Source organism: Halorubrum coriense DSM 10284 (assembly GCF_000337035.1).
GTDB lineage: Archaea > Halobacteriota > Halobacteria > Halobacteriales > Haloferacaceae > Halorubrum > Halorubrum coriense.
Genome location: NZ_AOJL01000022.1, coordinates 1 through 22,805, shown reverse-complemented (window position 1 = coordinate 22,805; position 22,805 = coordinate 1). Strand labels below are relative to the sequence as shown.

Sequence of the window (22,805 nt, the reverse complement as noted above, 5' to 3'; positions counted from 1 at the left end):
ACCGAGGACCGAGCGACGCATAAAAATCGCGGAGTGTCGCCGCGGCCGCCGCGCGCGGTCCGGCGGCGACCGCGACGCCGCCGGTCCTGCCCGCGATCTCGCCCCGTGACTCCCGCTCGCACACGCACGAGACATTGAAAGCGCTTTTATGGATGTCCTGACTACCACGGGGCACAGCCTCTGTGGGGTTGATGATGTGCCGTTCCGTTAGGGACCGACCACGGGACGGGCACGCGAGCCCGCACGGAGGACAGGTGAACAACATATGCCCGTTTACGTAGACTACGACACCCCAGCAGACCTCGCGGAGCGATCCCTCGAAGCGCTCGAGGTCGCCCGAGACACCGGTACCGTGAAGAAAGGAACCAACGAGACCACCAAGGCCGTCGAGCGCGGCAACGCCGACCTCGTCATCGTCGCCGAGGACGTCTCCCCCGAGGAGATCGTGATGCACCTCCCCGAGCTCGCCGAGGAGAAGGGGATCCCGGTCGCCTTCGTCGACACGCAGGATGAAGTCGGTCAGGCCGCCGGCCTCGAGGTCGGCTCGGCCGCCGCCGCCGTCGTCGACGCCGGCGACGCCGACGACGACGTCGAGGACATCGGCGAGAAGGTCGCGGAGCTCCGATAACCTCCCATGAGCGCAGAAGAGGGCACCGGCGACTCGACGACCGCGGAGGTCATCGAGGTCGTCGGCAAGACCGGGATGCACGGCGAGGCCATGCAGGTCAAGTGCCGCATCCAGGAGGGATCGAACCAGGGCCGGATCATCACCCGGAACGTCCTGGGTCCCGTCCGTCTGGGCGACGTGCTCCAGCTGCGGGAGACCCAGCGCGACGCCGACTCCATCGGAGGCCGATAACCAATGGTCGAGACACGAACCTGCGATTACAGCGGTGAGGAGATCGAGCCCGGCACCGGGACGATGTTCGTCAAGAAGGACGGCACCGTGCTCCACTTCGTCGACTCGAAGGCGGAGAAGAACTACTTCCTCGGTCGCGAGGCGCGCGACGTCGAGTGGACCGAGGAGGGCCATCAGGCCGGAGGCGACGAGCAGTGAGCCACCACGACGAGCGCACCTTCGTGATGGTGAAGCCCGACGGCGTCCAGCGCGGTCTCATCGGCGAGATCGTCTCCCGCTTCGAGGACCGCGGGCTCAAGCTCGTCGCCGGCAAGTTCGTCCAGCTCGACGAGGAGCTCGCGAAGGACCACTACGGCGAACACGAGGACAAGCCGTTCTTCGACGGCCTCGTCGAGTTCATCACCTCCGGCCCCGTCTTCGCGATGGTGTGGGAGGGCGCGGACGCGACCCGACAGGTCCGCGCGATGGTCGGTGAGACCGACCCCGCCGAGTCCGCCCCGGGCACGATCCGCGGCGACTTCGGCCTCGACCTCGGCCACAACGTGATCCACGCGTCGGACCACGAGGACGAGGGCGCGAACGAGCGCGAGATCGACCTGTTCTTCGACGAGTCGGAGCTCGTCGACTACGACCTCGACACCGCCGCGTGGGTGTACGAGGACGAGTCTCACTGACGCCGCCGCGCTCTGATATCTCGCTTTTCGCCGCTCGATCCCCCGCCGAGCCCTCGCTCCGTCGACACACCGCGTTTCCGGTGAACGTCACGGCCAGTCTCTCCGCTGTCGGTCGGTTTTCGAGCTGTCGTTAAATATAAATGCTATCGGTCGACGCCGCCAGCCGACGCCGCCGACTCAGGTGTCGATCGCGATCGCGGTCCCGTCGTCCGCGACCACGATCACCTCGTCGCCCTCGTCGCCCGTGACGTCGGCGAACAGGGGGCCGCCGTAGACGACGACGTCGCCGGCGTCGAACCGCGTGATCACTTCGCCGGTCTGGGTCATCGCGAGCACCTCGCCGTCGCGGTTGACCACGACCGGCGCGATCTCGCCGTCCCCGTCGACGTCGCCCATTCGCGGCTCGGTGATCCGGGTCGACGCGCCGTACTGCTGTTTCCAGACGACCTCGCCGTCGAGGAGGTCGACGGCCCACACGCTCCCGGAGCCGCCGACGTACACCCGGCCGGGGTCCGCGTCCCCGACGGCGACCGGGCGGTCCTGTAGCTTGACCTCGTACCGGTCCGACCCGTCGCTCGTCTCGACGGTCTCTAGGTTCCCGTTCGCTCCGCCGAGCGCCAGCACCGGTCCGTCGCGGCTGTCCGCCGCGTTCCAGCTCAGCGGGTTCACGCTCGGCGCGGTCGTCCAGCGCGTCCGGCCGCGCTCGTCGAGCATGTGGACCGTCGCCGGACTCCCCGCGGTCGTCAGCACCGCGAGGCCGCCCCGCTCGTCGTCCTCGGCGTCGGGCTCGACGAGGAGCGGTCGCCGGTCGATCTCGCCCGACAGCGAGGCCTCGGCGAGCGCCTCGCCGTCGCCGTCGACGACGCGGACGCCCCCGTCCGTCGTGACCGCCGCGACCTCCGGACTCCCGTCGCCGGTGAGGTCGCCGACCGCGGGACGGAGCCCGGAGGGCCCGCCGAGGTCGACCGCGAACCGCTCCGTCCCGTCGGTCGCGTCGACGACGACCAGTTCGCCCCGCGCCGTCGTGAGCGCGACCACCGGGTCGCCGCCGAGGGTGGCCGCGGTGAGCCGGCTGACGCCGACGGGCCCGCCGTCTCCGTCGGAGTCGTTCCCGTCGGCGTCCCCGGAGCCGTCGCCGCCGCCGCGCTCCGCGTCCGGGCCGGCGACCGGGGCGGTCCAGGCCGTCTCCCCGCTTCCGGCGACCGTCGCGCGGACGACTCGCGACCCGTTCTCGACGGCGGGGCGGAGGAGGAGCGGGTCGCCGTCGACGGTCGCGACCACGGCCCCGGTGCCGTCGTCTCCGGCCGCCGGGTCGGACTCCCAGACCACCGTGGCCTCCGTCGCGGCGTCGTCGACGCCGACGAACGCGAACAGCGCCACGCCCACCCCGGTCGCGCCGCCGGCCACCAGTATCAGCGTCGCGAACAGGACGCGTCGGTCCATTTGAACCCCCTTCGGGCGTGGCCGTGAAACGGTTGTCGGATGCGGGCCCGCGGGTCGGGAGACGACACGGGGGAGCGCCGCCTACCGCTCCAAGAGCGTCGCCACGTGATCGGCGCGCGCCTCGCCCACGAGGTCGCGGAGCGTCCCGGGGTCTCGCTCGCCGTCGACGTTCACCAGGTAGACGGTCCCCTCGCGGTCGCCGTAAACTCCGTGGAGGTCGTAGACGAACCCGTACACCGTCGCGTCGGCCGCCTCCTCCCGGTCAAGAGCGAACGCGACCTGCTCGTGGACGTTGTACTCGACGAGTCGGTCGCGGACCGGGGGGCCGGCGTCGCTGTCCGGGTCTGCGTCCGTCTCGCCGACGACCGCGGGGTCGTCGAGTCCGGCCTCGACGATCGGCACGAGCCCCTCCACGTCGGCGCGGACGCCCGGTTCGGGCGGGAAATCGCCCGTCCGGACCGCCGTGAGCGCGGCCTCGACCGCGCCGCACCCGGTGTGACCGACCACCGCGAGGACCTCGGTGTGGGTGTGCCGGAGCGGGTACGCGACGCTCCCGTCGAGGACCCGCTCGCCGTCGACGACCGCGCTGACGGCGTTGCCGATGGCCCCGGAGGTGAAGAGGACGCCCGGCTCTTCGACCGCGAACATCCCCTCCTGCGAGACGCGGGAGTCGGAGCAGCAGACGGAGACGACGCCGGGACGCTGGCCGTCGCGGTGGCCGTCGAACGCACCGGCGGGGAGCGCAGCGACATGGTCGTCGTTGCGGTCGAGGAGGTCGGCGAGGATCCGGTGGTCCATACCGGCACCGTCGCTCGGCGGTGTGAAAAACGCCGTGGACGCGGCGGCGCTTCACCGACCGGTCGCCGGCGGTGGGGGTCGCGGCGGAGGGGCCGGTCAGGCGACGAGGCCGACCGCAAAGACCAGAGCGCCGACGAGGAACACCGCGAGGAGCGCGACCGTCGAGATCACGACCGCGGGCGCGAGCGCCTCCTCGTTCTCGTCGACCACGAAGTCTTCCAAGTTCCGCATGTCCGAGTCGTCGTCGCGGCGGGATTTGAACGCTTCGACCGAGGCCGCGCGCGCGAACGCGGGCGAGCAACGGAGTCGTCGACGCGGTCACGGACGCCGATCCGGGCCGGAAGAAGCCTCCCGCCGACGTGTTTTTGTGCGTCCGGCGAGGCGGATACGCCAAGACGATGCCACGCGAACAGTACCAGACGAAGCTCGAAGACCTCCGCGACGACGTCCTCTACATGAGCGAAGTGGTCGCCGAGCGCCTTCGGAAGGGGCTCGACGCCCTCGAACGCCAAGACGCGGATCTGGGCGAGGAAGTGATCGCCGGCGACGCCGAAATAAACGACCTCTACCTCGAACTGGAGGGGCAGTGTACGGACCTCATCGCGCTCCAGCAGCCGGTCGCGGGGGACCTGCGGTTCATCGCGGCCTCGTTCAAGATCATCACCGACCTCGAGCGGATCGCTGACCTGGCGACGAACCTCGGCGAGTACGCCAAACGGGCGGACCGAGAGGTGTTCCCGGACGTCGACGTCCAGCGCATCGGCGACGACACGCTGGCGATGCTACAGGAGGCGATGGACGCGTACGCGGAGTCGGACCCCGAGCGCTGCTACGCCGTCGCCGAGTCGGACGACGACCTCGACGCCGCCTGCGAGGCCGCGAGCGACCTCGTCGTCCGCGACCTCATCGAGCGCGACGAACTCCGCGAGGACGCGGACGTGGAGGCGACGATGCAGAACGTCTCGCGGCTCCTCCTCACGATCCGCGACCTCGAACGCGTCGGCGACCACGCGGTCAACATCGCCGCCCGGTCGCTGTACATGATCGAGAACGACGACGAACTGCTGTACTGAACGGCCGCAGCGACCGACTCCCGGCACCGTCGCGGTGACCCGCGGCGAACGTGTCACCGGTCCGGACGCTGTCCCCCTGTTATTTCCGCCCGAGCCGAGAGCCGTACGCATGGTTCTCGGAGCTATCGTCTCGTTCGTCGTCGCGCTGCTGGTCGGCGGACTGGGCATCTACGTCAGTGGTCGCATCGTCGCGGACGTCGACGACTACTCGCACGCGGTCGTCACCGCGCTGCTCGGTGCGGTCGCCTGGGCGATCGGGTCGCTGATCCCGCTGATCGGGTCCGCGGTCGCGCTGGTCGCGTGGGTGTGGGTGATCAAGTGGCGCTACCCGGGCGGCTGGAAGGACGCGGCGGTCATGGGTCTGGTCGCGTGGGCCGCGGCGCTGGTCGTCATCGCCGTCCTGAACGGCGTGCTGGGGCTCGGCATCAGCGCGTTCGGCGTGCCCGGCGTCTGATCCCCTCGTCGCCGCGAACGCGGTGCGGCGGCGGCCGTCAGACCGCGACCCACCACGCGACGGCGACCGCGGTGCCGCCGAAGACCGAACTCAGGACGGCGTGCCGACGGAATCTGTCGCGGAGGCGGTGACGGTCGCCCTCGCGGTCCGCGCCGTCGACCGGACACGTCTCGCTCCCCGTGCTACACTCCGGTAACAGATCGACGGCGACGTGGAGGAACACGCCGGCGGCGACGCCGAACAGGAGCCCGCTCTCCGGCGAGAGCCGGCGACCGAATCGACGCGCGGGACGCGTCCTGCGGCCGAGGCAACCGGTTCGACGCCGCGAGAGCCGCCTCGCCTGCGCGCTGGTCACGACACCCGCGAGCGCCCGAGGGGTTCACGCGGCGGGACTCCGGGCGTCGACCGAGCCGAACCCCTCAGTCGTCGGCGGCGGCCGGCGTCTTCGCCGACGCGGCCCGCGGCTCGGCGTCCGCCGACGCGGGCGTCCACGCCAACTCCTCCTCGTAACGGAACGCGCGGTGGTCCCGCGTGGGGTCGACGACCGTCAGGGAGAGCCAGTCGTTGTCCAACAGCTCGGTGACCGCGTCGTTGTCGGCCAGCGCGTCCGTGACGCGGTCGACGGGCGCGTGGACGACGGTCGAGAGGCGGAGCGGCTGGTGATACGGCGTGTCGGCGGCGGCCCTGACCGACTGGAGCGGCAGCCCGGTCAGCAGGTCGCCCCCGTTCCCCTGGTAGACGCCGACGTTGCCGACCGGGTTGTGCGTCACCTTCGACCCGCTGCCGTACGCCGCGTTGTCGACCGTCGAGAAGTAGTACTGTGCGTTGATCCACTGGGTGACGACCATCGGCCCGGCGAGGATCGCTTCGAGCGCGTCGCCGTCGGGGTCGGTCGTCCAGTCGTACGAGTGGAGGAAGGCGCGCCCGTCGAGGTCGAGGCCGCTCGTCAGTTCGCGGGGGCCGACGACGAACCCGGCGTTGCCGGCCAACCCCCACTCGGGGCGCGTCTCGGCCCAGTCGCCGGCGCGGCGCTCGGCCTCCCGCACGCCCGTCGCGTCACCGTCGGCGGCCGAGTCGGGTTCGCCGGTCGGGCCGACGCGCTCGGCGGTCGCGCGCTCGCGGGCGGCGTCGAGGTCCGCGCGCAGCCGCTCGACGTCGGCCGCGAGCGAGGCGGGCACGTCGCCGTCGTACAGCTCGACCTCGTCCGTCGTCGTGTTGTGTTCGGCGGCGAGGAAGACGGTGTCGTCGGGCACGTCGTGACCGCGCTCGCGAAGCCCGGTCCTGACCGCTGGATCGTTACAGATCGCGGCGAGGACGCGGGCGTTCGGCCCGCCGGGGTTGCCGGCGCACGCGCCGCAGTCCAGGCTCGACCCGTGGGGGTTGTTCGCCGTCTCGGCCGCGTGACCGGTGAAGACGACGAGGCGACCGAACTCTTCCCACCCCATCAGCTCGAAGGCGGTCGCGGCGTACTCGACCCGCTCCTCGCGGGTCAGCCCGACGGGGAGCCCGTCGGACGCGTCGCCTCCCCCGTGGACGCCCGGTTCGCAGAACTCGTGGTCGTCCGGCACCGCGTCGTCCGCGCCGGCGACGAGGTCGTACACCCGGCCGGGGACGAGCGTGCGCGCCGCGAGCGCGAGCCCGTAGCCGCTTCCGGCCCCCTCGACGAAGCTGAACGCGGTCGCGGGGTTCGAGCGCAGCGTCTCGATCACCGACCCGGCGGCCTCGAGGAGGCTCCCGAAGCGGTCGCGGCTCGCCCGCGTCTCCCCGTCCGTCGGAACCTCGGAGACGCGGTGTTGCGGCTCGAGGATGGGCGGGCAGGCGTCGACGGACACCGCGGAGTCGTACCCCCGATACTCGATCGGGACGCCGAAGAAGCCGGCGTAGCCGTGCGTCTCGTAGTCGCCGGTCGCCTCGACGTGCCGGCGGATCACCTCGGAGCGCGTGTCGATACAGAAGACGAGCTGAGCGTCCGGCCGGCCCGGGTCGTCGCCCTCCTCGCTCTCCGCGGGATCCCCCGTCTCACCGAGCCCCTCGCTCTCGGCGGCGACGCGGTCGACGAGCTCGCCGCGGTACCCGGCCTCCCACGCGCGCAGGAACGCCGCGGCGATCTCGTCGCTCGCTTCCATGCTCCCCGCGTCCGCCTCGGGCGGCGGCGAGAGGTCGACGCCGAAGGCGTCCGCCAGCGCGAGCCGCACCGCGAGGTACCCCGTCAGCGTGATCGGGTACGCGGACTGCCACGCGCCCCCGGCGGCGGCGCGCCGCTTGAGCAGGCCGGTCCAGCCGGGGAGCGCGGCGAACTGCGCCTCGAAGACCGACTCCCACTGCCCTCTCGGCTGCGCGTCCAGCGCGGACGCGATCGCCTCGGTCGGCGAGTCCGGCAGGTCGGCGACGAGACCTCCGTCCGGGACATCGCCGTCGTACGCGACCACCGACCGGAAGGCGNGGTTCGGCATCGACCACTTCGCGCGCCCCTCGTCGAGGAAGGCCGACAGCCACTTCGTCAGCACGCGGTCGACGCGCTCGGCCGCGGAGTCCGCGGGCGACCCGTCGCCGGCTCCGTCGCTCTCCTCCTCCGCGGCCGCCAGCCGCTCCAGCAGGCGCTCGGGGTCGGCGTCGTACCCGCGCTCGGTCAGCTCCGCGCCGAGCCGTTCGCGGTCGATCCGCCCGTCGTCGAGCGCCGCCCGGAACGTCTCGGCGCGCGGGTAGCCGCGGCCGCCGAAGCGGTCGGCCGCCCGGCTCACGGCCTCCTCGAACGGGCGGTCCTCGAAGCCGGAGAGGGGGTTCGCGGTCACGAACGAGTGGATCGGCCAGACCGAGGCCACGGCGCTCGCCGCCTCGTCGACCGCGGCGTCGATCGCGTCGTCAGTACTCATCGTACTCCTCCGTGGCGGTCAAGACGGTGTTCGGGGCGGGCCGTCCGGCGTTCAACAGCGCGACGTAGAGGCGCTCGCTGCGCTCGTAGACGCCGGTCTCGATCGCGACGTACGCCGCGAGGAAGCACCCGGCGACGAGCGCGTGGAGCGCGGTCAGTTCGGTCGGCGCGGAGACGACCGGCAGCCCGGCGAGGAGCCCCGAGACGGCCCGGTACGCGAGCGCGTACACCCCGATGGCCGGCAGCGCGACCAGCGGGACCGCCGCGTAGCGCGCCGCCGTCGAGAGGTCGGACCGGCGGACGGCGCTCCGGGCCGCGTGGAGCGTCGTGAGCGCGACGAACCCGGCCAGCAGGAGGCCGCTGTCGACGCTCGTCCCCTTCCCCGTCAGCAACGCGAACGTCGCGCCGCCGGCGAGCCCGGTCAGCAGCGCGACGACGGCCCCGCCGACGCTCGTTCCGGCCGGCTCGGTCTTCGTCGGCGCGGCGCGTTCGACCTCGTCGCCCGCGCTGAGGAAGTGATACGCCTTGTAGAACCCGTGGAGGATGAGGTGTGTGACCGCGGCGGCGAAGAAGCCGAGCCCGGCTTGGACGATCATGAACCCCATCTGTCCGATCGTCGAGCAGCCCAGTTCGCCCTTGACGTCCGACCGGACGGTCTTGAGCAGCTTCCCGGCGAGGGCGCTCGTCGCACCGACGGCCACGACGCCGAGCATGAGCCACGGCTCGACGGTCACCACGGGCGCGAAGCGGGTCAGCAGGATCCCGCCCGCGTTGACGAACCCGGCGTGCATCAGCGCCGAGGCGGGCGTGGGGGCGGTCATCGAGGAGAGGAGCCAGCCGTGGAACGGGACGAGCGCCGACTGGATCATCGCCGCGAGGACGAGCGCGGTCGCGGCGACGAGCCACGCGGGTCCGCCGAGCGCGTCGGCGTTCGCGGCGATCCCGGAGACCGCGGTCGCGCCGGTGGCCCACCACAGCGCGGTCAGGGCCACGCCGAGGAGCGCGCTGCTGGCGAGGAAGTACCTGCGGGCGACGCTCGCGGCGGCGCGCGCCTGCGGCCACCCCTCGACGGTCCCGACGAGGCGCGCCATCAGGAGGCCCATCGCCAGCCAGCACAGCCAGAACAGCGCGAGGTGGTCGGCCGCGACGAGCGCCATCACGGCGAGCGTGAACGCGAAGACCGCGCCGAAGAACCTCGTCTCGTGGGCGCTCCCGGCCATGTAGCGCCGCGAGTAGCTGTGAACGATACCGCTGAAGAACGTGACGACCGGCCACAACAAGACGGTGAGCCCGTCGACGGCGATCACGCCGGGGAGCTCCCACGGCCCGCCGAGTCGGAGTCGAGCGACGAGCACGGCGAGGCTCGCGGCGAACAGCGACCACGCGAGCCACGTTAGTGCGGCGGGGACGGACGACGTGTCCGCCGTCTCCCGGAGCGCTCCGACCGTCGGTTTCGAGGTGCGTCCTGACATCGTTCGGTCCGTCACGCGACCGCCTCCGGCCTCGGGTCCCGCCCCGAATCCGAATTCGGTCGCATCTATCCATATCTGAGAACACTCTGTGTATTAAATCTGCTTCTATTCACAAATCGTTCGTTTAAACCGCATTATAGAACATTACGGTTATCTCACGTCGGCGGGTGCGCCGCGGGACGGGTCGTCCCCGCCCGGCTCGATTCCCGAACCGTTCGCGATCGGCACTCAGGAAATCATATCGTTCCTCGGTCCGGAAAGAGGGTATGGAAGAAGTCTCGGGGACCGTCCTCATCGGAGAGTCGTTCGACCCCGTCCGGGGACGCGTCGTCGTCGACGAGGGGCGGATCGAGGCGGTCGAGGAGACGGACACCGACTCGACGGACATCGTGCTGCCGGCGTTCGTCAACGCGCACACGCACCTCGGGGACTCCGTCGCCAAAGACGCGGCCGTCGGCCTCTCGCTCGACGAGGCGGTCGCGCCGCCTGACAGCCTGAAACACCGCCGGCTGACGGCCGCCGACCGCGACGAACTGGTGTCCGCGATGCGGCGGACTCTCCGGCTCATGCGCCGGACCGGGACCGTCGCGACGCTCGACTTCCGCGAGTCGGGCCCCCCCGGCGCGCGGGCGCTGCGCGACGCGGCCGCTGGCGTCGGCGTCGACCCGTTCATCTTCGGAAGCGACGACCCGTCCGTCCTCGACGTCGCCGACGGCTACGGTGCCTCCGGCGCGAACGACGACGACTTCGCAGCGGAGCGGGCCGCCTGCGAGGAGCGCGGCGCCCCCTTCGCGATCCACGCCGGCGAACCGGACGCGACCGACATCCACCCCGCGCTCGACCTGGACCCGGACCTGCTCGTCCACATGGTTCACGCCGAGGAAGACCACCTGGAACGCGTCGCGGAGGCCTCGGTCCCCGTCGCGGTCTGCCCGCGCGCGAACGCGGTGCTCGACGTCGGTAAAGCGCCGATCCGCGAGCTGCTCGACCACACGACCGTCGCGCTCGGCACCGACAACGTCATGTTGAACCCGCCGTCGATGTTCCGCGAGATGGCGGACGCCGAGATGCGGTTCGACGTGACCACCGAGGAGGTGCTGCGGATGGCCACGACCGCCGGGGCCGAGATCGCCGGGCTGGACTGCGGGGTCATCGAGCCCGGCCGGCGGGCGGCGCTGCTCGTCCTCGACGGCGACTCGGACAACCTCGCCGGCTCGGTCGACCCGGTGCGCGCGGTCGTCCGACGCGCGACGGCGCTCGACGTCGAGCGCGTCGTCGGCTAATCCCCCTCGCCGTGCCGCTCGGCGTCGAACTTCCCGAAGGGCGTCGTCTGGTGGGTCCGCACGAGCACCTCGTCGGCGACGGTGACGCCCATGTCTAAGAGCGCCTGCGCCACGGGCGTGATGTCGCTGTCCGACTCGCCGACGACCGTCACGAGGAGGTTCTGCTCGCCGGTGACCAGCTCCTGGACCGACACGACGCCGTCGATGTCGAGGATGTCCGGAATGAGCTCGCCCCGCTCCGGGATGGAGGCGGTGCAGTAGAGCAGCATCCGGAGGGGATACCCCGAGCGCTGGTAGTCGACGCTGGCGCTGTACCCTTTGATGACGCCCTCCGACTCCAGCCGCTGGATGCGCTTGCGGACGGTGCTGTCCGAGGTGCCGGTCCGCTCCGCGATATCCCCGGACGAGGCGTTTCGGGCGTCCTCCTGGAGCGCGTACAGGATCGCGCTGTCGACCTCGTCGATCGATCCGTCGTCCATACCGGCGTGTCGTGGCACAGCCGCTTTACCTTTGTGCATCGTTCGGGCGTTCCGCCGTCACCGTCGAGGGCGCCGCCGAGTCGGATCTCGATGCCTACATACGGTCCCCCGCGGTTGGTCGGATATGGAGACGTACACCGCGGACATCGACGTGCGGTTCCGCGACATCGACGCGTTGGGCCACGTCAACAACGCCGTCTACGCGACGTACATCGAGCACGCGCGGACGCGTTTCTTCCGCGACGTCCTCGACCTCGACATCTCGCGGGCCTCGACCGTGCTCGCGTCGCTGTCGATCGACTTCCGACGGCCCGTCGAACTCGCGGACGACGCGGTCGCGGTGACCGTCGAGATAGCGGACCTCGGTCGGTCGAGCGCGACGATGACCCACGAGATCCGGGTCGGCGACGCCGTCGCGGCGGAGGCCGAGGCGACGCTCGTCGCCCTCGACCCGGAGACGGGCGAGCCGACGCCGATCCCGGACGACCACCGGGAAGCGATGGCGGCGTACCGAGACCGCTGAGGCGACGGTCCCGGATCCGGGGCGGCGACCCGCAGTCCAGAGCGGCGGTCCGGGGTGGCGGCCCGGGCGGCGATCCGAGGTCTCTCCCATCGCCGCGGTCGGACGCACACCTTCATGACGCCGCGGACGGATCGATCGGTATGACCGTTCGACTGTACGCCCTCGACGGGTGTCCGTGGTGCGAGAAGGCGGCCGACGCGTTAGACGACGCCGGCGTCGCGTACGAGACGGAGTGGGTCGACGCGCTCCACTCGGACCGGAACGAGGTCAAGCGCGTCAGCGGCCAGCGCGGCGTCCCCGTCCTCGTCGACGAGGAGCGCGGCGTGACGATGGCGGAGAGCGCGAACATCGTCGAGTACGTCGAGAGGACCCTCGCATGAGCATCTACACCGGCCGCGGCGACGAGGGCGAGACCGACCTCCGGGACATGAGCCGGGTGTCGAAGTCGAGCCACCGCATCGAGGCGTACGGCTCCGTCGACGAGGCGAACGCGCTGCTCGGGACGGTCCGACCCACGGGCCACGACGACGTCGACGACCTCTTGGAGACGATCCAGAATCACCTCCACATCGTTCAAGCGGACCTCGCGAACCCCGACCCCGACCCGGACGATCCGCAGGTCGAGAGCGACCACACCGAGACGCTGGAGGACCGCATCGACGCGTTCGACGAGGAACTGGAGCCGCTCCGGTCGTTCATCCTCCCGGGCGGCGGCGAGGCGGGCGCGGCGCTCCACCACGCCCGGGCCGTGGTTCGGCGCGCGGAGCGGCGCGTCGTCGACCTCGCGCGCTCGGAGCCGATCAACGAGGCGGTCGTCACCTACCTCAACCGCCTCTCGGACCTCCTCTTCACCCTCGGGCGGGTCGTCAACGCGCGCGACGGCGAGCCCGAGGAGTCGCCGACCTACTGACTCCCGTCGCCCGCAACCGAACGCGCGATTTTTCCCCGTCCCGCGCCACGTGCGGGTATGACGCTCGACAGCTACGCGGCGGCGGTCGCCGACCTCGACCCGGATCGCGGCGCGGTCGAGACGGCGGAGCTCGTCGTCACCGACGACGTGCTCGTGAAGGCGTTCGTCCTCGGCCCCGACGCGGCGGTCGACCCGCACGAGCACGCCGACGCCACCAACGTGTTCCACGTCGTGGAGGGCGAGCCGACCGTGATCCGCGACGGCGAGGAGGAGCCGCTCGCGGCCCCGGCGGTGGTGGAGAACGCGCGCGGCGCGGTCCACGGCGCACGCAACGACACCGACGACCGAGCCGTCCTGACGGCCAGCATCGCCCCGCTCAACTGATGGACGGCGAAATAGACCCCGAGGAGCTGTCGGCGCTGCTGGACGCGCGCGACGACGGCTCCCCCGACGAGTCGCTCCGCATCGTCGACATCCGCGACGAGCGCGCGTTCGACCGGGGCCACCTCCCCGAAAGCGAGTGTATCCCCTTCCCGGAGCTGACGAGCCGGGTCGCGGAGCTCGAGGGCAGCGACCGCATCGTCACCGTCTGCCCCCACGGCGTCGCCAGCCAGCAGGCGGCCCAGCTCATCGGCAGCTACGAGGGGACGCAGGCGGCGCGCGTCGAGAGCCTCCGCGGCGGCGTCGAGGCGTGGGAGCGAGAGATCGGCGACCTGCCCGCGTCGGACGACCCGGACGCGGGCGACGCCGACGAGGGCCCCGAGAGCCCGTTCTGACGCACGACGCTCGCCGCCGGCTCAGATAGCGCGGATCCGCACCCGCCAGAAGTCGCGGAACGCGTCGCCGAGCGCCGCCTCCGGCTTCCCGGTGGCGTCCGACACGTCGGTGACGTCGGCGCGCTCGCGGACGCGGCCCAGCACGCTTCGCTCGCCGACGACGATCACGCGGTCGACGTCGCCCCCCGCCGCGACCTCGGCGAGCGCCTCGTCCGCCCGGTCGAGGTGGTCGTCGATCTGCCCCTCCCGGCGGCGCTCGAAGCGGCCCTGCGAGAAGCCGCCCTTCGAGTGCGCCTCCTTCACGTCGGTGGTGAACCCCTCGAAGGCGACCCGCTCTGCGCCCTCGTAGGTGCCGACGGCGAAGGTGTCGGAGCGGACCACGGCGAACGCGAACCGGCCGCTCGGGCGGAACCACGCCTCGTCGAGCCGGAACCGGTCGCTCCACCGGTCGAACGGCTCGGGCTCGACGGGCGGCGTCAGCGCGGCGCTCACCGCGCCGGTGTCGTCGGCGAGGACGACCGCCGGCGCGGCCCGCCGAACGAGCGCCGTGCGGTCGCCGAACCAGTCGGAGACGGTCTCGGGGACTGAGTCGCCGTCCGGGACGAACGCGGTGAGCAGCCCCTCTGGGTCGTCGCTCTCGACGGCCCGGAACCGGTCGAGCGCGTCCGCCACCCGCGAGCCGCTGCGGTCGCTCACGCGACGGAACTCGACCGACGCCTCGGTCCCCTCGGCGCGCTCCAACCGCTCCTCTAACGACTCGATCCGGTGTTCGAGCTCGTTGACCCGCTCCTCGGCGCGCTGCCGGTCGGCGACCGCGTCGGACCGGCGCTCCTCCTCGGCCTCGGCGCGGCGTTCGAGGTGGCGCTTCTCCTCTGCTAACTCCTCGATGCGCTCCTTCAGCTCGGCGCGCCCGAGCAGCCTGTCGATCATACCGAAACCGCGACCCGCCGCGACCTAAAAGGTGCGTCTGTGACGGCGACGTGCGCCGGTCTCGGTGCCCTCCGCGCCTCGCTTCCCGTCCGGTGCGGTCGCCTGCGCAGCCGTTCGCCTTCGCGGTGTTGGGTACGTGCCCTTCGCGCCCGACCCGCCGGCCGCGCCTCCGTCACCGTTTTGCCGTCTCCCGACCCCTCGGGAGGTATGTCGTCTCAGTCCCTCCAAGAGGAACCGAAATCGGGCACCGGCGTCACCGCCGATCCGGACCTCGACTGGCTCTCGATCGAGGACGACGAGGAGATCCGATGGGCGAGCACGCCGCACAAGTACAGCCTCGTCCCGGCGCTCGTCGTCGGCGTTCCCCTGTCGCTCGTGCTCGTCGGGATCCCGATCGTCGTCGCGAGCTACCTCCAGTACAAGAACACGAACTACGTCGTCACGAACAAGGGGCTCTACAGCAAGCGCGGCATCCTCTCCCGGGACGTGAAACAGATCGGGTTCGAGAAGGTACAGAACATCTCCTACTCGCAGTCGGCCGTCGGTTCGTCGCTCGGGTACGGTTCGGTCGAGGTCAGCACGGCCGGCGGGTCCGGCGTCGAGCTACAGTTCCGGAGCATTCCGGACCCGGCGTCGGTCCAGGAGCTGATCGCCAGAGCGATCGACGCCCGCCAGCGAGACGGCGCCGACGGCGACGGCGACGCCGACGACGTGCTCGCGGAGATCCTCGTCGAACTCCGCGCGATCCGCTCCGCGGTCACCGGCGAGGAGGCCCGCATCGACGCCGAGACGCCCACCGCGACCGGCGAGGACGCCGGCAGCGAGCGGTCCGCCCCCGAGGGGGCGCACGAAGACCGATGACCGGCGACTGGTGGTTTCGACGCGACGACGAGACCGTCGCGTGGACGGGCCGGCCGCGGCTGTCGGCGGCGCTCGGCGGGGTCGTCGCGGGCGTCGCGACCGCCGTCGTCGCGCTCCTCGCGGCGGCCGCGGTCGACCCCCGAATCGCCGCGGCGACCCCGCTGGGGGTCGGTATCGCCGGCTGGGAACTGCTCCGCGTCAAACGGACCGAGTACGTGATCACGAGCCGGGCGATATGGTCGAAACGCGGCGTGCTCGGCCGAACGGTCCGTCGCGTCGGACTGTCGCAGGTTCAGAACACGGCCCACAGTCAGTCGGTGACCGGTTCGGCGTTCGGGTACGGCACGGTCACGGTCGAAGTCGCCGGCGGGCCGGACCTCGAACTCCGCCGGATCGACGACCCGCAGGCGATCCGACGAGAGATCACCGACCGGACCGGGTCCGGTGACGCCGGGCTCCCCGGGACGGTCGAACAGTGGCGGGCGGTGCTGTCCGTCGTTCGCGACATCGAGGCGGCAGTCGAATAGCGAGGGCATCCCGCCGCGTCCGGCTGGCGAGGCCGTCACGTGGCCGGTCCGTACTCCCTTCGGAGCCTGGATCGAGCCCCCTCGCGCGTCTTGAAGTATCGCCGGTCACCGTCGGTCGTCCGAACCGCCCAGCCGTACGTCTCGCTGTCGGGGTGATACCAGCGCTCGGCGTGCGCGTCGAAGACCGACGCCGCTTCCCCGTCCGGGTGATCCGTTTCGCGGCTGTCGTCGTCGGTCGCGGGCGACGAGTCGCCGGAAGTTCCGTCGTCGTCGGGCTCGACAAGGAGGTCCCGCGTGATCAGGTCCGCGTCGACTTCCATGCCGGGTCCGTAGCCGCGTTCGACGGCGGCGTCCGTCGCTCGCATCAGGATCTCTTGGATATCCCTCACCGGCGCGTCGTCCGGCGCCGCCCGCTCGTAGCTTCCGTCGCTCCGCATCACCCACCGGCGGCGGTTGTCCGCGAGCGACGCTTCGAGAACGAACCGGAGCTGCCTGCGCAGTTCCGGGGTCTCGACCGGAGTGACCGCCTCGACGCGGTGGTCGAGGTTGCGCGTCATCCAGTCCGCGGAGCCGGTGTACCACTCGGGGTCGCCCGCGTTCTCGAAGTAGAAGATGCGGGCGTGTTCGAGGAATCGGCCGACGATCGAGTGGACGGTGACGTTCTCGCTGACGCCTTCGAGCCCGGGGCGGAGCCGACAGATGTCGCGGACGATGAGGTCGATCTCGACCCCGGCCATCGACGCGCGGTAGAGCTCCGCGACCATGTCGGGGTCCTCGAGGCCGTTCACCTTCACGACGATCCGCGCGCGGCGGCCGGCGCGGGCGTGCTCGGCCTCGCGACGGACCATCTCGGTGAAGCGCTTCCGCATCGTCACCGGCGCGATGAGGAGCTTCCGGAACGCCTCGTTGAGCGTCGGACCGGTGAAGAAGTTGAAGACGTTCGTGAGGTCCTGCCCGACGTCCCGGTCGGCGGTCAACAGTCCAAGGTCCGAGTACCCCTTGGCGGTCTCGGAGTGGTAGTTGCCCGTCCCGACGTGCGAGTAGAGCTGGACGCCGTCCGCCTCCTGTCGGACGACGAGCGCCGTCTTCGTGTGCGTCTTCAGCCCGATGGTCCCGTAGGCGACGTGGATGCCCTCCTCCTCGAGGCGACGCACCCATTCGAGGTTGTTCTCCTCGTCGAACCGGGCCTTGAGTTCGACCATCACCGCCACCTGTTTGCCGTTGTCCGCGGCGTCAATGAGGCTCTGGATCACCTTCGAGTCGCTCGCCGTCCGATAGATCGCGGCCTTGACCGCGAGGACGTCCGGGTCGGTCGCGGCCGCGTCGAGGAACCGCTGGACCGTGCCCTCGAACGTGTGGTAGGGGTGGTGGACGAGGAGGTCGTCGGTGCGGATCTCGTCGAATATCGGGCGCTCCTCGCCTCGGGAGTCGCCGACTTTCGGTGGGAGTCGCGGGTGTGACCGCGGCGTCCACGAGGGGAGTTTGAGCTCCGGTCGGTCCAGATCGACGAGTTCGAAGAAGTCCTCGTAGTCGATCGGGCCCTCCCGGTAGAAGACCTCTCGCACGTCCACTTCGAGGTGTTCCGTCAGAATCCGCACCGACTCGTCGGGCATATCGGCGTCGACCTCGAGGCGGACGACCGTCGCGAACCGCCGCTGTTCGAGCACGTCCTCGATCGCGTCCACGAGGTCCTCGGCGACCTCCTCGTTGCGCCGCACCTCGGCGTTCCGCGTCACCCTGAACTTCGAGACGTCGAGGACTGTGAGCCCGGGGAGAAGCAGGTCGAGATTGGCTTCGATGAGGTCCTCGATGAGGACGTACTGCTCGGAGGCGTCCGGTACCTCGATGAGCCGCGGCTGATTCGGCGGGATCTTGATCCGGGTAAACGTCGTCTCTTCGCCCGTCTCGGTCGAGAGGACGGCGAGCGAGAGCGAGAGGTTCGAGATGAACGGGAACGGATGCGCGGGGTCGAAGGCGAGCGGCGTGAGCGTGGGGAGGACTGACTCCTCGAAGTACGCCTGAAGCCGGTCGCGCCGGTCGCCGCGCAGGTCGTCGTACTCGCGGATCGCGACGCCCGCGTCCGCGAGTTCGGGTCTGAGTTCGCTCCGCCAGTAGGCGTCCTGTCGGTCGAACAGCGGTCGCGCGGCGTCGATGACCTCGTCGAGCTGCTCGCGGGGCGTGCGCCCGTCCGGCGTCGTCGTGGTGATGCCCGCGGTGATCTGCTGTTTGAGCCCCCCGACGCGTTTCATGAAGAACTCGTCCGTGTTCTTCGTGAAGAAGGCCACAAACCGCAGGCGTTCGAGCGGCGGGTTGCGCTCGTCAGTGCCCTCGCTGAGGACGCGCTTCTGGTACGCGAGTTCCGACAGTTCCCGGTTGAGGTAGTACCGGGGTGCTGTCAGATCTGGATCGTCCATGTGGTACGTACGTTGTTAACTTTGTTCGTACTACTTCACCCTAATTGACAATTTTCGCTCACTTCGCCGCCGGGAGCGCGTTCTGGCGGCCCCCTCTCACGGCTCCGCGGTGGAATGCCGCCGCGATCGGGGGACGGTGTTCGGTGAACAGAGCGGTCGCTCGGCTCCGGCAGAGCGACGGTGACACCAGTCAGAGGACCCCCGCCCCGCCGAGGATCAGGCGGACCCCGATGATCGCGAGGAGGCCGAGAACGACTCCGCGCCGGAGCCGCTCGCTCACGCGCTCGCGGAGGCGGGTCCCGACGGCGACGCCGGCGACCGCGGGGACCGCGGCGGCGGCCGACGCGAGGGCGAACGCGGCGTCCGGGTAGAGTCCGAGCGCGGCCGCCGCGCCGACGCGCAGGCCGTTGATCCCGACGAACACGAGCGCCACGACGCCGACGAACAGCCCGTGCGAGAGGTCGAAGCTCCGGACGAACGCGACAAGCTGGACGCCGACGTTCGTCGCGCCGAACAGGACGCCGGAGACGACGCCCACGACTCCCATGACGAGCGGCGTCTCGGCGTTCGCTCGGCCGGCCGAGGCCGGCAGCGACGGAAGCGGGACCGCGCGCTGCGCGGTCGTCACGAACCCGAGCGAGACGACGCCGAGCAGGACGCGGAGCGGGGCCGCCGGGAGCCGATCGAGCAGCGCCATCCCCGCGACGGTGCCGAGGAGCGCGGCCACGAGCAGCGGCGCGAACCGGGCCCCGCAGGTGCGGAGCTCCTCGCGGGTGAGCTCTCCGACGAGCGCGACGTTCACCGCGAACATCGGGACGATCATGAACGCGACGGCGGTGGCCGGGTCCAGCGCCGACGCGAGCGCCATCGTCCCCGCGACGGCGAAGCCGAACCCCGCGACACCGTTGACGGCGCCCGCGACCGCGACGACGATCGCGATCGTCGCCGCCAGTTCCGCCGTGAGTGCGAAGGACATACGTTCGACACGAGCCGGACCGGCATAACAACTCAGAGTGTCCGACCGGGCGACGCCGGTGCGGTTCGCGAGGCGAGCGGCGGCCGAACGCTCCAAACGCCGAGCCGGGAGTCGCGCCGTGACGGGCCGTCCAGCGGTCAGCGAACGCCGGCACGATCGAGCGGAACCTCCACGCGAAACGCACCAACGAGGTATCAATAGCGTTCTGTAGCGCCCCATCGATACCGGCGCGGTCCCGCGATCTCCGAGGCCACTTCTCCGGGCACACCACACCGCCCGGATCCGCGGACCCCTCGATTTCGCATGCGGTGCGAGTCGGACACCACGGGAGTCCGTCCCGAGGCAGTCTCCCCTTACTGGTCGAGCGGGTCGTCGGTCGACGTCACGGAGACCGGCGATCGCTCGCGGGACCCGATCGTCTCCCCGACGTCGGCGTACTCGTCGTCGTGGCGGTGACACGCGCTGTGCCAGCTTCCGGCGTGTCGGGTCGCGTTCGGGTGGACCGTCTCACACGCCGAGCCGAACGTCGAGTTGAACCGCTCGATGACCGCGTCGTTCTCGCCCGCCGCCGCGCTCGCTATTTATAAACCCGCCACGAAATCGGCGTCCTACGCGTTCACGAACGGCTCCCATCCCTCCCAGCGCAGCAGCGCCTCGGCGCGGTCGGCGTCCGCCAACAGCACGTTCCGCCGGTCCGGGAGCGTCTCGTCGGCGAGTCTCTGGGGAATCGCGAGCGTGCCGCTCGGTACGTCGTCGTCGCCGCCGACCGGGATGTGGCCGCCGTCGACTTTCATGACGAGAGGCGCGTCGAGTCGTTCGACGCCCTCGCCGTCCGCGTACAGCTGCTCGTTGACGTGTTCGTGGTCCGCCCGCTGGATGACGGCGCGCTCGCCGTCGTGGGGTTCCACGTACAGTTCCCCCAGATAGTAGCCGCTCGAGAATCGCTCGAACATTCTATGCGTGTCAAACTCTACCACGACTGTATATAAGTGTTTCTCGGCCGTGATCGGCGCTGATAATCAGGCCGGAACCGGGTCTCGCCCGCGGTCAGCGCCCCCGAGCGCGCCGTAGCCGAGCGATCGCCGAGGCGTCCGCCCTCAGTCCCCGTCCGAGCGCCGCGCCACCTCGTGGCGGCCGAACCCGTACCGCAGCCGATTCGCGAGCCGCCGCGAGAAGCGGCCCTCGTTGCGCGAGTCGAACCGCTCCGCGAGCGCCTGATAGATGATCGGCACGGGGACCTCCTGTTCGAGCGCCTCCTCGACGGTCCACGTGCCCGTCGAGCCGCCCGCGACGCGGTCCGCGACGTCGCCGAGGTCCGACCCCTCCTCGCGGAACGCCTCCTCGCAGAGCTCCAACAGCCACGACCGGATCACCGCGCCGTTGTTCCAGGTGCGCGCGACCGACTCCATGTCGAGGTCGTAGCGCCCGTCGGCGAGGAGTTCGAACCCCTCGCCGTACGCCTGCATCAGCGCGTACTCGACGCCGTTGTGGACCATCTTCACGTAGTGGCCCGACCCGGACTCGCCCATGCGGTCGTGGCCGTCCGGGCCGGTCGCGACCGCGTCGAAGACGGGGACCATCGCCTCGTAGGCCCACTCGGGGCCGCCGACCATCAGCGAGAAGCCCGCCTCCGCGCTCGCCGGGCCGCCGGAGGTGCCGCAGTCGAGGTACGCGGCGTCGGTCGCCGCGGCGCGCCGCGTGGACGCCTCGAAGTGGGAGTTGCCGCCGTCGACCACGACGTCGTCGGCGTCGAGGTGCGGTTCCAAGTCCGCGAGCGTGGCGTCGACCGCGTCGCCCGCGGGCACCATCAGCCAGATGCGTTTTTCACTTCCCAGTCGGTCGCAGAGGTCCGCGACCGAATCGGCCGGCTCCGCGCCGTTCTCGGCCGCCTCCGCGGTCGCCTCCGCCGAAAGGTCGAACGCGACCACGTCGTGGCCGGCCGCGAGCGACCGGTTCGCGACGATCTGCCCCATCCGCCCGAGTCCGATGACCCCGAGTTCCATGCGCGAGGGGTGGCGACCGCCCGCCGTAGTGGTTCCGGTTCACCCGCCCCCGAACCGTTTTGTCGGCGGGCGGAGTGCCGCGGTCATGGGACGCGTCAACGAGGCCGACCTCGACTGGAGCGAGACGGACCGCGGCGAGACTCGGTTCCGGCGGAAGCAGCTGGCCGACGCGGCCGGCGGCGAAGGGATCGGCTGTAGCCTCTACGAGCTTCCCGCCGGGGCGAAATCGTGGCCCTACCACTACCACGCCGCCAACGAGGAGGCCCTCTACGTCCTCGCCGGCGAGGCAACCCTCCGCCACGGCGGCGACACGGAGTCGATCGCGGCCGGCGACTACGTCGCCTTCGCGGCCGACGAGTCGGGCGCGCACCGCGTCGTCAACGAGGGCGACGAGCCCGTGCGCTACCTCGCGCTGTCGACGATGACCGAGCCGGACGTGACGGTGTACCCCGACTCGGGGACGTTCGGCGTCTTCGTCGGGTCGCCGCCCGGCGGCCGCGACGAGCGCGCGCTGTCCGGGTACTACGACGCCGACGGCGACGTCGACTACTGGGAGATGTAGCGGCGCGGGCGACCGCGGAGCGTCGACGCCCGTGGTTTCAGGCCCCGTCGCCCTCGGCCGCCGCCTCCCGCTCGCCCAAGTGCGCGCGCAGCGCGTCCACGTCCTTGTTGCCCGCGCCGGTGTTGAGCAGGACGACGGTGTCGTCGGGGCCGAACTCGCCCGACTCCGCGAGCGCGGACGCCCCCGAGACGGCGGCCGCGCAGGTCGCGCCCACCTCCAGCCCCTCCGTCCGCGCCACGTCGACGGCGGCGTCGAGGATTTCCCGGTCGGTCGTCGCGACGGCCCCGCCGTCGGACTCGCGGATCGCCTCCAAGATGAGGTGACTCGCCCCCGGGTCGGGGATCGCGATCCCGTTACACGCCGTGTCGACCTCGTCGTCTGCGAGCGGCTCGTGGCGGTCCGCGCCCGACTCGTACGCGCTGACGACCGGGGCACAGCCCGCGGCCTGCGCGGCGTACATCGGGACCAGCTCGTCGGTCCACCCCAGCGCTCTGGCCTCCCGGGCGGCCTTGTGCATCCCGACCAGTCCGACGCCGCCGCCGGTCGGGTAGACGACCGCGTCCGGGGCCTCCCAGTCGAGCTGCGCCAGCAGCTCCAGCGCCATCGTCTTCTTGCCCTCGTGGCGGTACGGCGTGACGAACGTCTTCGTCGAGTACCACTCCGGGTGGTCGTCCATCGCCTCGGCGTACGCTGTCCCGGCGTCGCCGATCTGCGAGTCCCCGTCCACCGGGTCCGTGACGGTCAGGTCCGCGCCGTGGACCTCCGTCATCGCCTTCTGGGTGAACCCCGCCCGCGACGGGAGGAACACGTGCGCGTCGAGGTCGGCGCGGGCCGCGTACGCCGCGGCCGCCTGTCCCGCGTTGCCGGCGCTGTTCAGGGCGACCTCGCTCGCGCCGTGCTCGCGCGCCGCCGTCAT

At 71.2% G+C, this 22,805-nt stretch carries 27 protein-coding genes and 1 pseudogene; 15 read left to right on the top strand and 13 right to left on the bottom strand.

Going from position 1 to position 22,805, the window contains the following annotated elements; translation table 11 throughout:
* Positions 1-265 precede the first annotated feature (265 nt).
* The 4 genes from rpl7ae to ndk are packed head-to-tail and all read left to right on the top strand — an operon-like array spanning position 266 to position 1,533.
* On the top strand, positions 266-628 hold the full coding sequence (rpl7ae, locus tag C464_RS04610; RefSeq protein WP_006112392.1) for a 50S ribosomal protein L7Ae: 363 nt from the start codon (positions 266-268) through the stop codon (positions 626-628).
* A 6-nt stretch (positions 629-634) separates the two neighbouring features.
* The gene (locus C464_RS04605; RefSeq protein WP_004595321.1) at positions 635-859 is read left to right on the top strand and encodes a 30S ribosomal protein S28e; all 225 of its coding nucleotides are present in this window, start codon (positions 635-637) and stop codon (positions 857-859) included.
* A 3-nt stretch (positions 860-862) separates the two neighbouring features.
* Entirely contained in the window at positions 863-1,057 is a 195-nt protein-coding gene (locus C464_RS04600) for a 50S ribosomal protein L24e (RefSeq protein ID WP_006112389.1), read from the top strand.
* Positions 1,054-1,533, top strand: coding sequence for a nucleoside-diphosphate kinase (gene ndk / locus C464_RS04595; RefSeq protein WP_006112387.1), 480 nt, complete (start codon positions 1,054-1,056; stop codon positions 1,531-1,533). Before C464_RS04600 ends, ndk begins: the two co-directional genes overlap by 4 nt.
* Positions 1,534-1,710: 177 nt before the next feature.
* On the opposite strand, the gene C464_RS04590 is transcribed toward ndk, so the two are convergent.
* The 3 genes from C464_RS04590 to C464_RS19840 form a co-directional block, all read right to left on the bottom strand.
* Positions 1,711-2,976 carry an outer membrane protein assembly factor BamB family protein gene (locus C464_RS04590; RefSeq protein ID WP_006112386.1) on the bottom strand — a complete coding sequence of 422 codons (1,266 nt, stop codon included), beginning with the start codon at positions 2,974-2,976 and terminating at the stop codon, positions 1,711-1,713.
* 81 nt (positions 2,977-3,057) lie between these two features.
* Positions 3,058-3,774: a carbonic anhydrase gene (locus tag C464_RS04585; RefSeq protein WP_006112384.1), complete on the bottom strand. Its 717-nt coding sequence runs from the start codon at positions 3,772-3,774 to the stop codon at positions 3,058-3,060.
* Positions 3,775-3,870: 96 nt separating this feature from the next.
* Positions 3,871-4,005, bottom strand: a complete 135-nt coding sequence (locus C464_RS19840) for a hypothetical protein (protein WP_006112383.1) — start codon at positions 4,003-4,005, stop codon at positions 3,871-3,873.
* Positions 4,006-4,172: 167 nt separating this feature from the next.
* Here C464_RS19840 and phoU point away from each other — a divergent pair, with 167 nt between their 5' ends.
* Both phoU and C464_RS04575 read left to right on the top strand, forming a co-directional pair.
* Positions 4,173-4,847, top strand: coding sequence for a phosphate signaling complex protein PhoU (phoU, locus tag C464_RS04580; RefSeq protein WP_006112381.1), 675 nt, complete (start codon positions 4,173-4,175; stop codon positions 4,845-4,847).
* 109 nt (positions 4,848-4,956) lie between these two features.
* Entirely contained in the window at positions 4,957-5,301 is a 345-nt protein-coding gene (locus tag C464_RS04575; protein WP_006112380.1) for a hypothetical protein, read from the top strand.
* A gap of 37 nt (positions 5,302-5,338) precedes the next feature.
* Here the strand turns inward: C464_RS04575 and C464_RS04570 are convergent, their stop codons facing one another.
* The 3 genes from C464_RS04570 to C464_RS04560 form a co-directional block, all read right to left on the bottom strand.
* A complete protein-coding gene (locus C464_RS04570; protein ID WP_006112379.1) occupies positions 5,339-5,656 on the bottom strand; it encodes a hypothetical protein in 318 nt (105 codons plus the stop codon).
* Positions 5,657-5,720: 64 nt separating this feature from the next.
* Positions 5,721-8,174: a DUF2309 domain-containing protein gene (locus C464_RS04565; protein ID WP_006112378.1), complete on the bottom strand. Its 2,454-nt coding sequence runs from the start codon at positions 8,172-8,174 to the stop codon at positions 5,721-5,723.
* Entirely contained in the window at positions 8,164-9,645 is a 1,482-nt protein-coding gene (locus C464_RS04560; protein WP_006112377.1) for a proton-conducting transporter transmembrane domain-containing protein, read from the bottom strand. The genes C464_RS04565 and C464_RS04560 overlap by 11 nt, the downstream gene beginning before the upstream one ends.
* A gap of 266 nt (positions 9,646-9,911) precedes the next feature.
* Here C464_RS04560 and C464_RS04555 point away from each other — a divergent pair, with 266 nt between their 5' ends.
* On the top strand, positions 9,912-10,928 hold the full coding sequence (locus C464_RS04555; RefSeq protein ID WP_006112376.1) for an amidohydrolase family protein: 1,017 nt from the start codon (positions 9,912-9,914) through the stop codon (positions 10,926-10,928).
* On the opposite strand, the gene C464_RS04550 is transcribed toward C464_RS04555, so the two are convergent.
* On the bottom strand, positions 10,925-11,407 hold the full coding sequence (locus tag C464_RS04550) for an Lrp/AsnC family transcriptional regulator (protein WP_006112375.1): 483 nt from the start codon (positions 11,405-11,407) through the stop codon (positions 10,925-10,927). The genes C464_RS04555 and C464_RS04550 overlap by 4 nt on opposite strands.
* A gap of 124 nt (positions 11,408-11,531) precedes the next feature.
* Between C464_RS04550 and C464_RS04545 the strand changes: the two genes are divergently transcribed.
* The 5 genes from C464_RS04545 (at position 11,532) to C464_RS04525 (ending at position 13,616) form a co-directional block, all read left to right on the top strand.
* Positions 11,532-11,930 (top strand): acyl-CoA thioesterase, encoded by a 399-nt coding sequence (locus C464_RS04545; RefSeq protein WP_006112374.1) that lies wholly within the window; start codon positions 11,532-11,534, stop codon positions 11,928-11,930.
* A 140-nt stretch (positions 11,931-12,070) separates the two neighbouring features.
* On the top strand, positions 12,071-12,310 hold the full coding sequence (locus tag C464_RS04540; RefSeq protein WP_006112373.1) for a glutaredoxin family protein: 240 nt from the start codon (positions 12,071-12,073) through the stop codon (positions 12,308-12,310).
* Positions 12,307-12,840: a cob(I)yrinic acid a,c-diamide adenosyltransferase gene (locus C464_RS04535; protein WP_006112372.1), complete on the top strand. Its 534-nt coding sequence runs from the start codon at positions 12,307-12,309 to the stop codon at positions 12,838-12,840. The genes C464_RS04540 and C464_RS04535 overlap by 4 nt, the downstream gene beginning before the upstream one ends.
* A gap of 57 nt (positions 12,841-12,897) precedes the next feature.
* Positions 12,898-13,224: a cupin domain-containing protein gene (locus C464_RS04530; protein ID WP_006112370.1), complete on the top strand. Its 327-nt coding sequence runs from the start codon at positions 12,898-12,900 to the stop codon at positions 13,222-13,224.
* On the top strand, positions 13,224-13,616 hold the full coding sequence (locus tag C464_RS04525; RefSeq protein WP_006112369.1) for a rhodanese-like domain-containing protein: 393 nt from the start codon (positions 13,224-13,226) through the stop codon (positions 13,614-13,616). Before C464_RS04530 ends, C464_RS04525 begins: the two co-directional genes overlap by 1 nt.
* A gap of 21 nt (positions 13,617-13,637) precedes the next feature.
* Here C464_RS04525 and C464_RS04520 read toward each other — a convergent pair whose 3' ends face one another.
* Positions 13,638-14,546, bottom strand: a complete 909-nt coding sequence (locus C464_RS04520; RefSeq protein WP_006112368.1) for a Vms1/Ankzf1 family peptidyl-tRNA hydrolase — start codon at positions 14,544-14,546, stop codon at positions 13,638-13,640.
* Positions 14,547-14,753: 207 nt separating this feature from the next.
* Between C464_RS04520 and C464_RS04515 the strand changes: the two genes are divergently transcribed.
* Positions 14,754-15,407: a PH domain-containing protein gene (locus tag C464_RS04515; protein WP_006112367.1), complete on the top strand. Its 654-nt coding sequence runs from the start codon at positions 14,754-14,756 to the stop codon at positions 15,405-15,407.
* Positions 15,404-15,934, top strand: coding sequence for a PH domain-containing protein (locus C464_RS04510; RefSeq protein WP_006112366.1), 531 nt, complete (start codon positions 15,404-15,406; stop codon positions 15,932-15,934). Before C464_RS04515 ends, C464_RS04510 begins: the two co-directional genes overlap by 4 nt.
* Positions 15,935-15,969: 35 nt before the next feature.
* On the opposite strand, the gene ppk1 is transcribed toward C464_RS04510, so the two are convergent.
* The 4 genes and pseudogenes from ppk1 to gnd form a co-directional block, all read right to left on the bottom strand.
* On the bottom strand, positions 15,970-18,348 hold the full coding sequence (gene ppk1 / locus C464_RS04505) for a polyphosphate kinase 1 (RefSeq protein WP_006112364.1): 2,379 nt from the start codon (positions 18,346-18,348) through the stop codon (positions 15,970-15,972).
* Positions 18,349-18,538: 190 nt separating this feature from the next.
* Positions 18,539-19,324, bottom strand: a complete 786-nt coding sequence (locus tag C464_RS04500) for a TSUP family transporter (RefSeq protein WP_006112363.1) — start codon at positions 19,322-19,324, stop codon at positions 18,539-18,541.
* Positions 19,325-19,932: 608 nt separating this feature from the next.
* Positions 19,933-20,277 carry a DUF5802 family protein gene (locus tag C464_RS04495; RefSeq protein ID WP_006112362.1) on the bottom strand — a complete coding sequence of 115 codons (345 nt, stop codon included), beginning with the start codon at positions 20,275-20,277 and terminating at the stop codon, positions 19,933-19,935.
* Positions 20,278-20,421: 144 nt separating this feature from the next.
* A pseudogene (gene gnd / locus C464_RS04490) lies at positions 20,422-21,333 on the bottom strand (phosphogluconate dehydrogenase (NAD(+)-dependent, decarboxylating)); the annotation flags it as partial.
* Positions 21,334-21,412: 79 nt separating this feature from the next.
* On the opposite strand from gnd, the gene C464_RS04485 reads away from it, so the two are divergent.
* Positions 21,413-21,889 carry a cupin domain-containing protein gene (locus tag C464_RS04485; RefSeq protein WP_006112359.1) on the top strand — a complete coding sequence of 159 codons (477 nt, stop codon included), beginning with the start codon at positions 21,413-21,415 and terminating at the stop codon, positions 21,887-21,889.
* Between the two features lie 37 nt (positions 21,890-21,926).
* Here the strand turns inward: C464_RS04485 and C464_RS04480 are convergent.
* Positions 21,927-22,805, bottom strand: an 879-nt coding sequence (locus C464_RS04480; protein ID WP_006112358.1) for a pyridoxal-phosphate dependent enzyme, incomplete at its 5' end; no start/stop codon positions are given.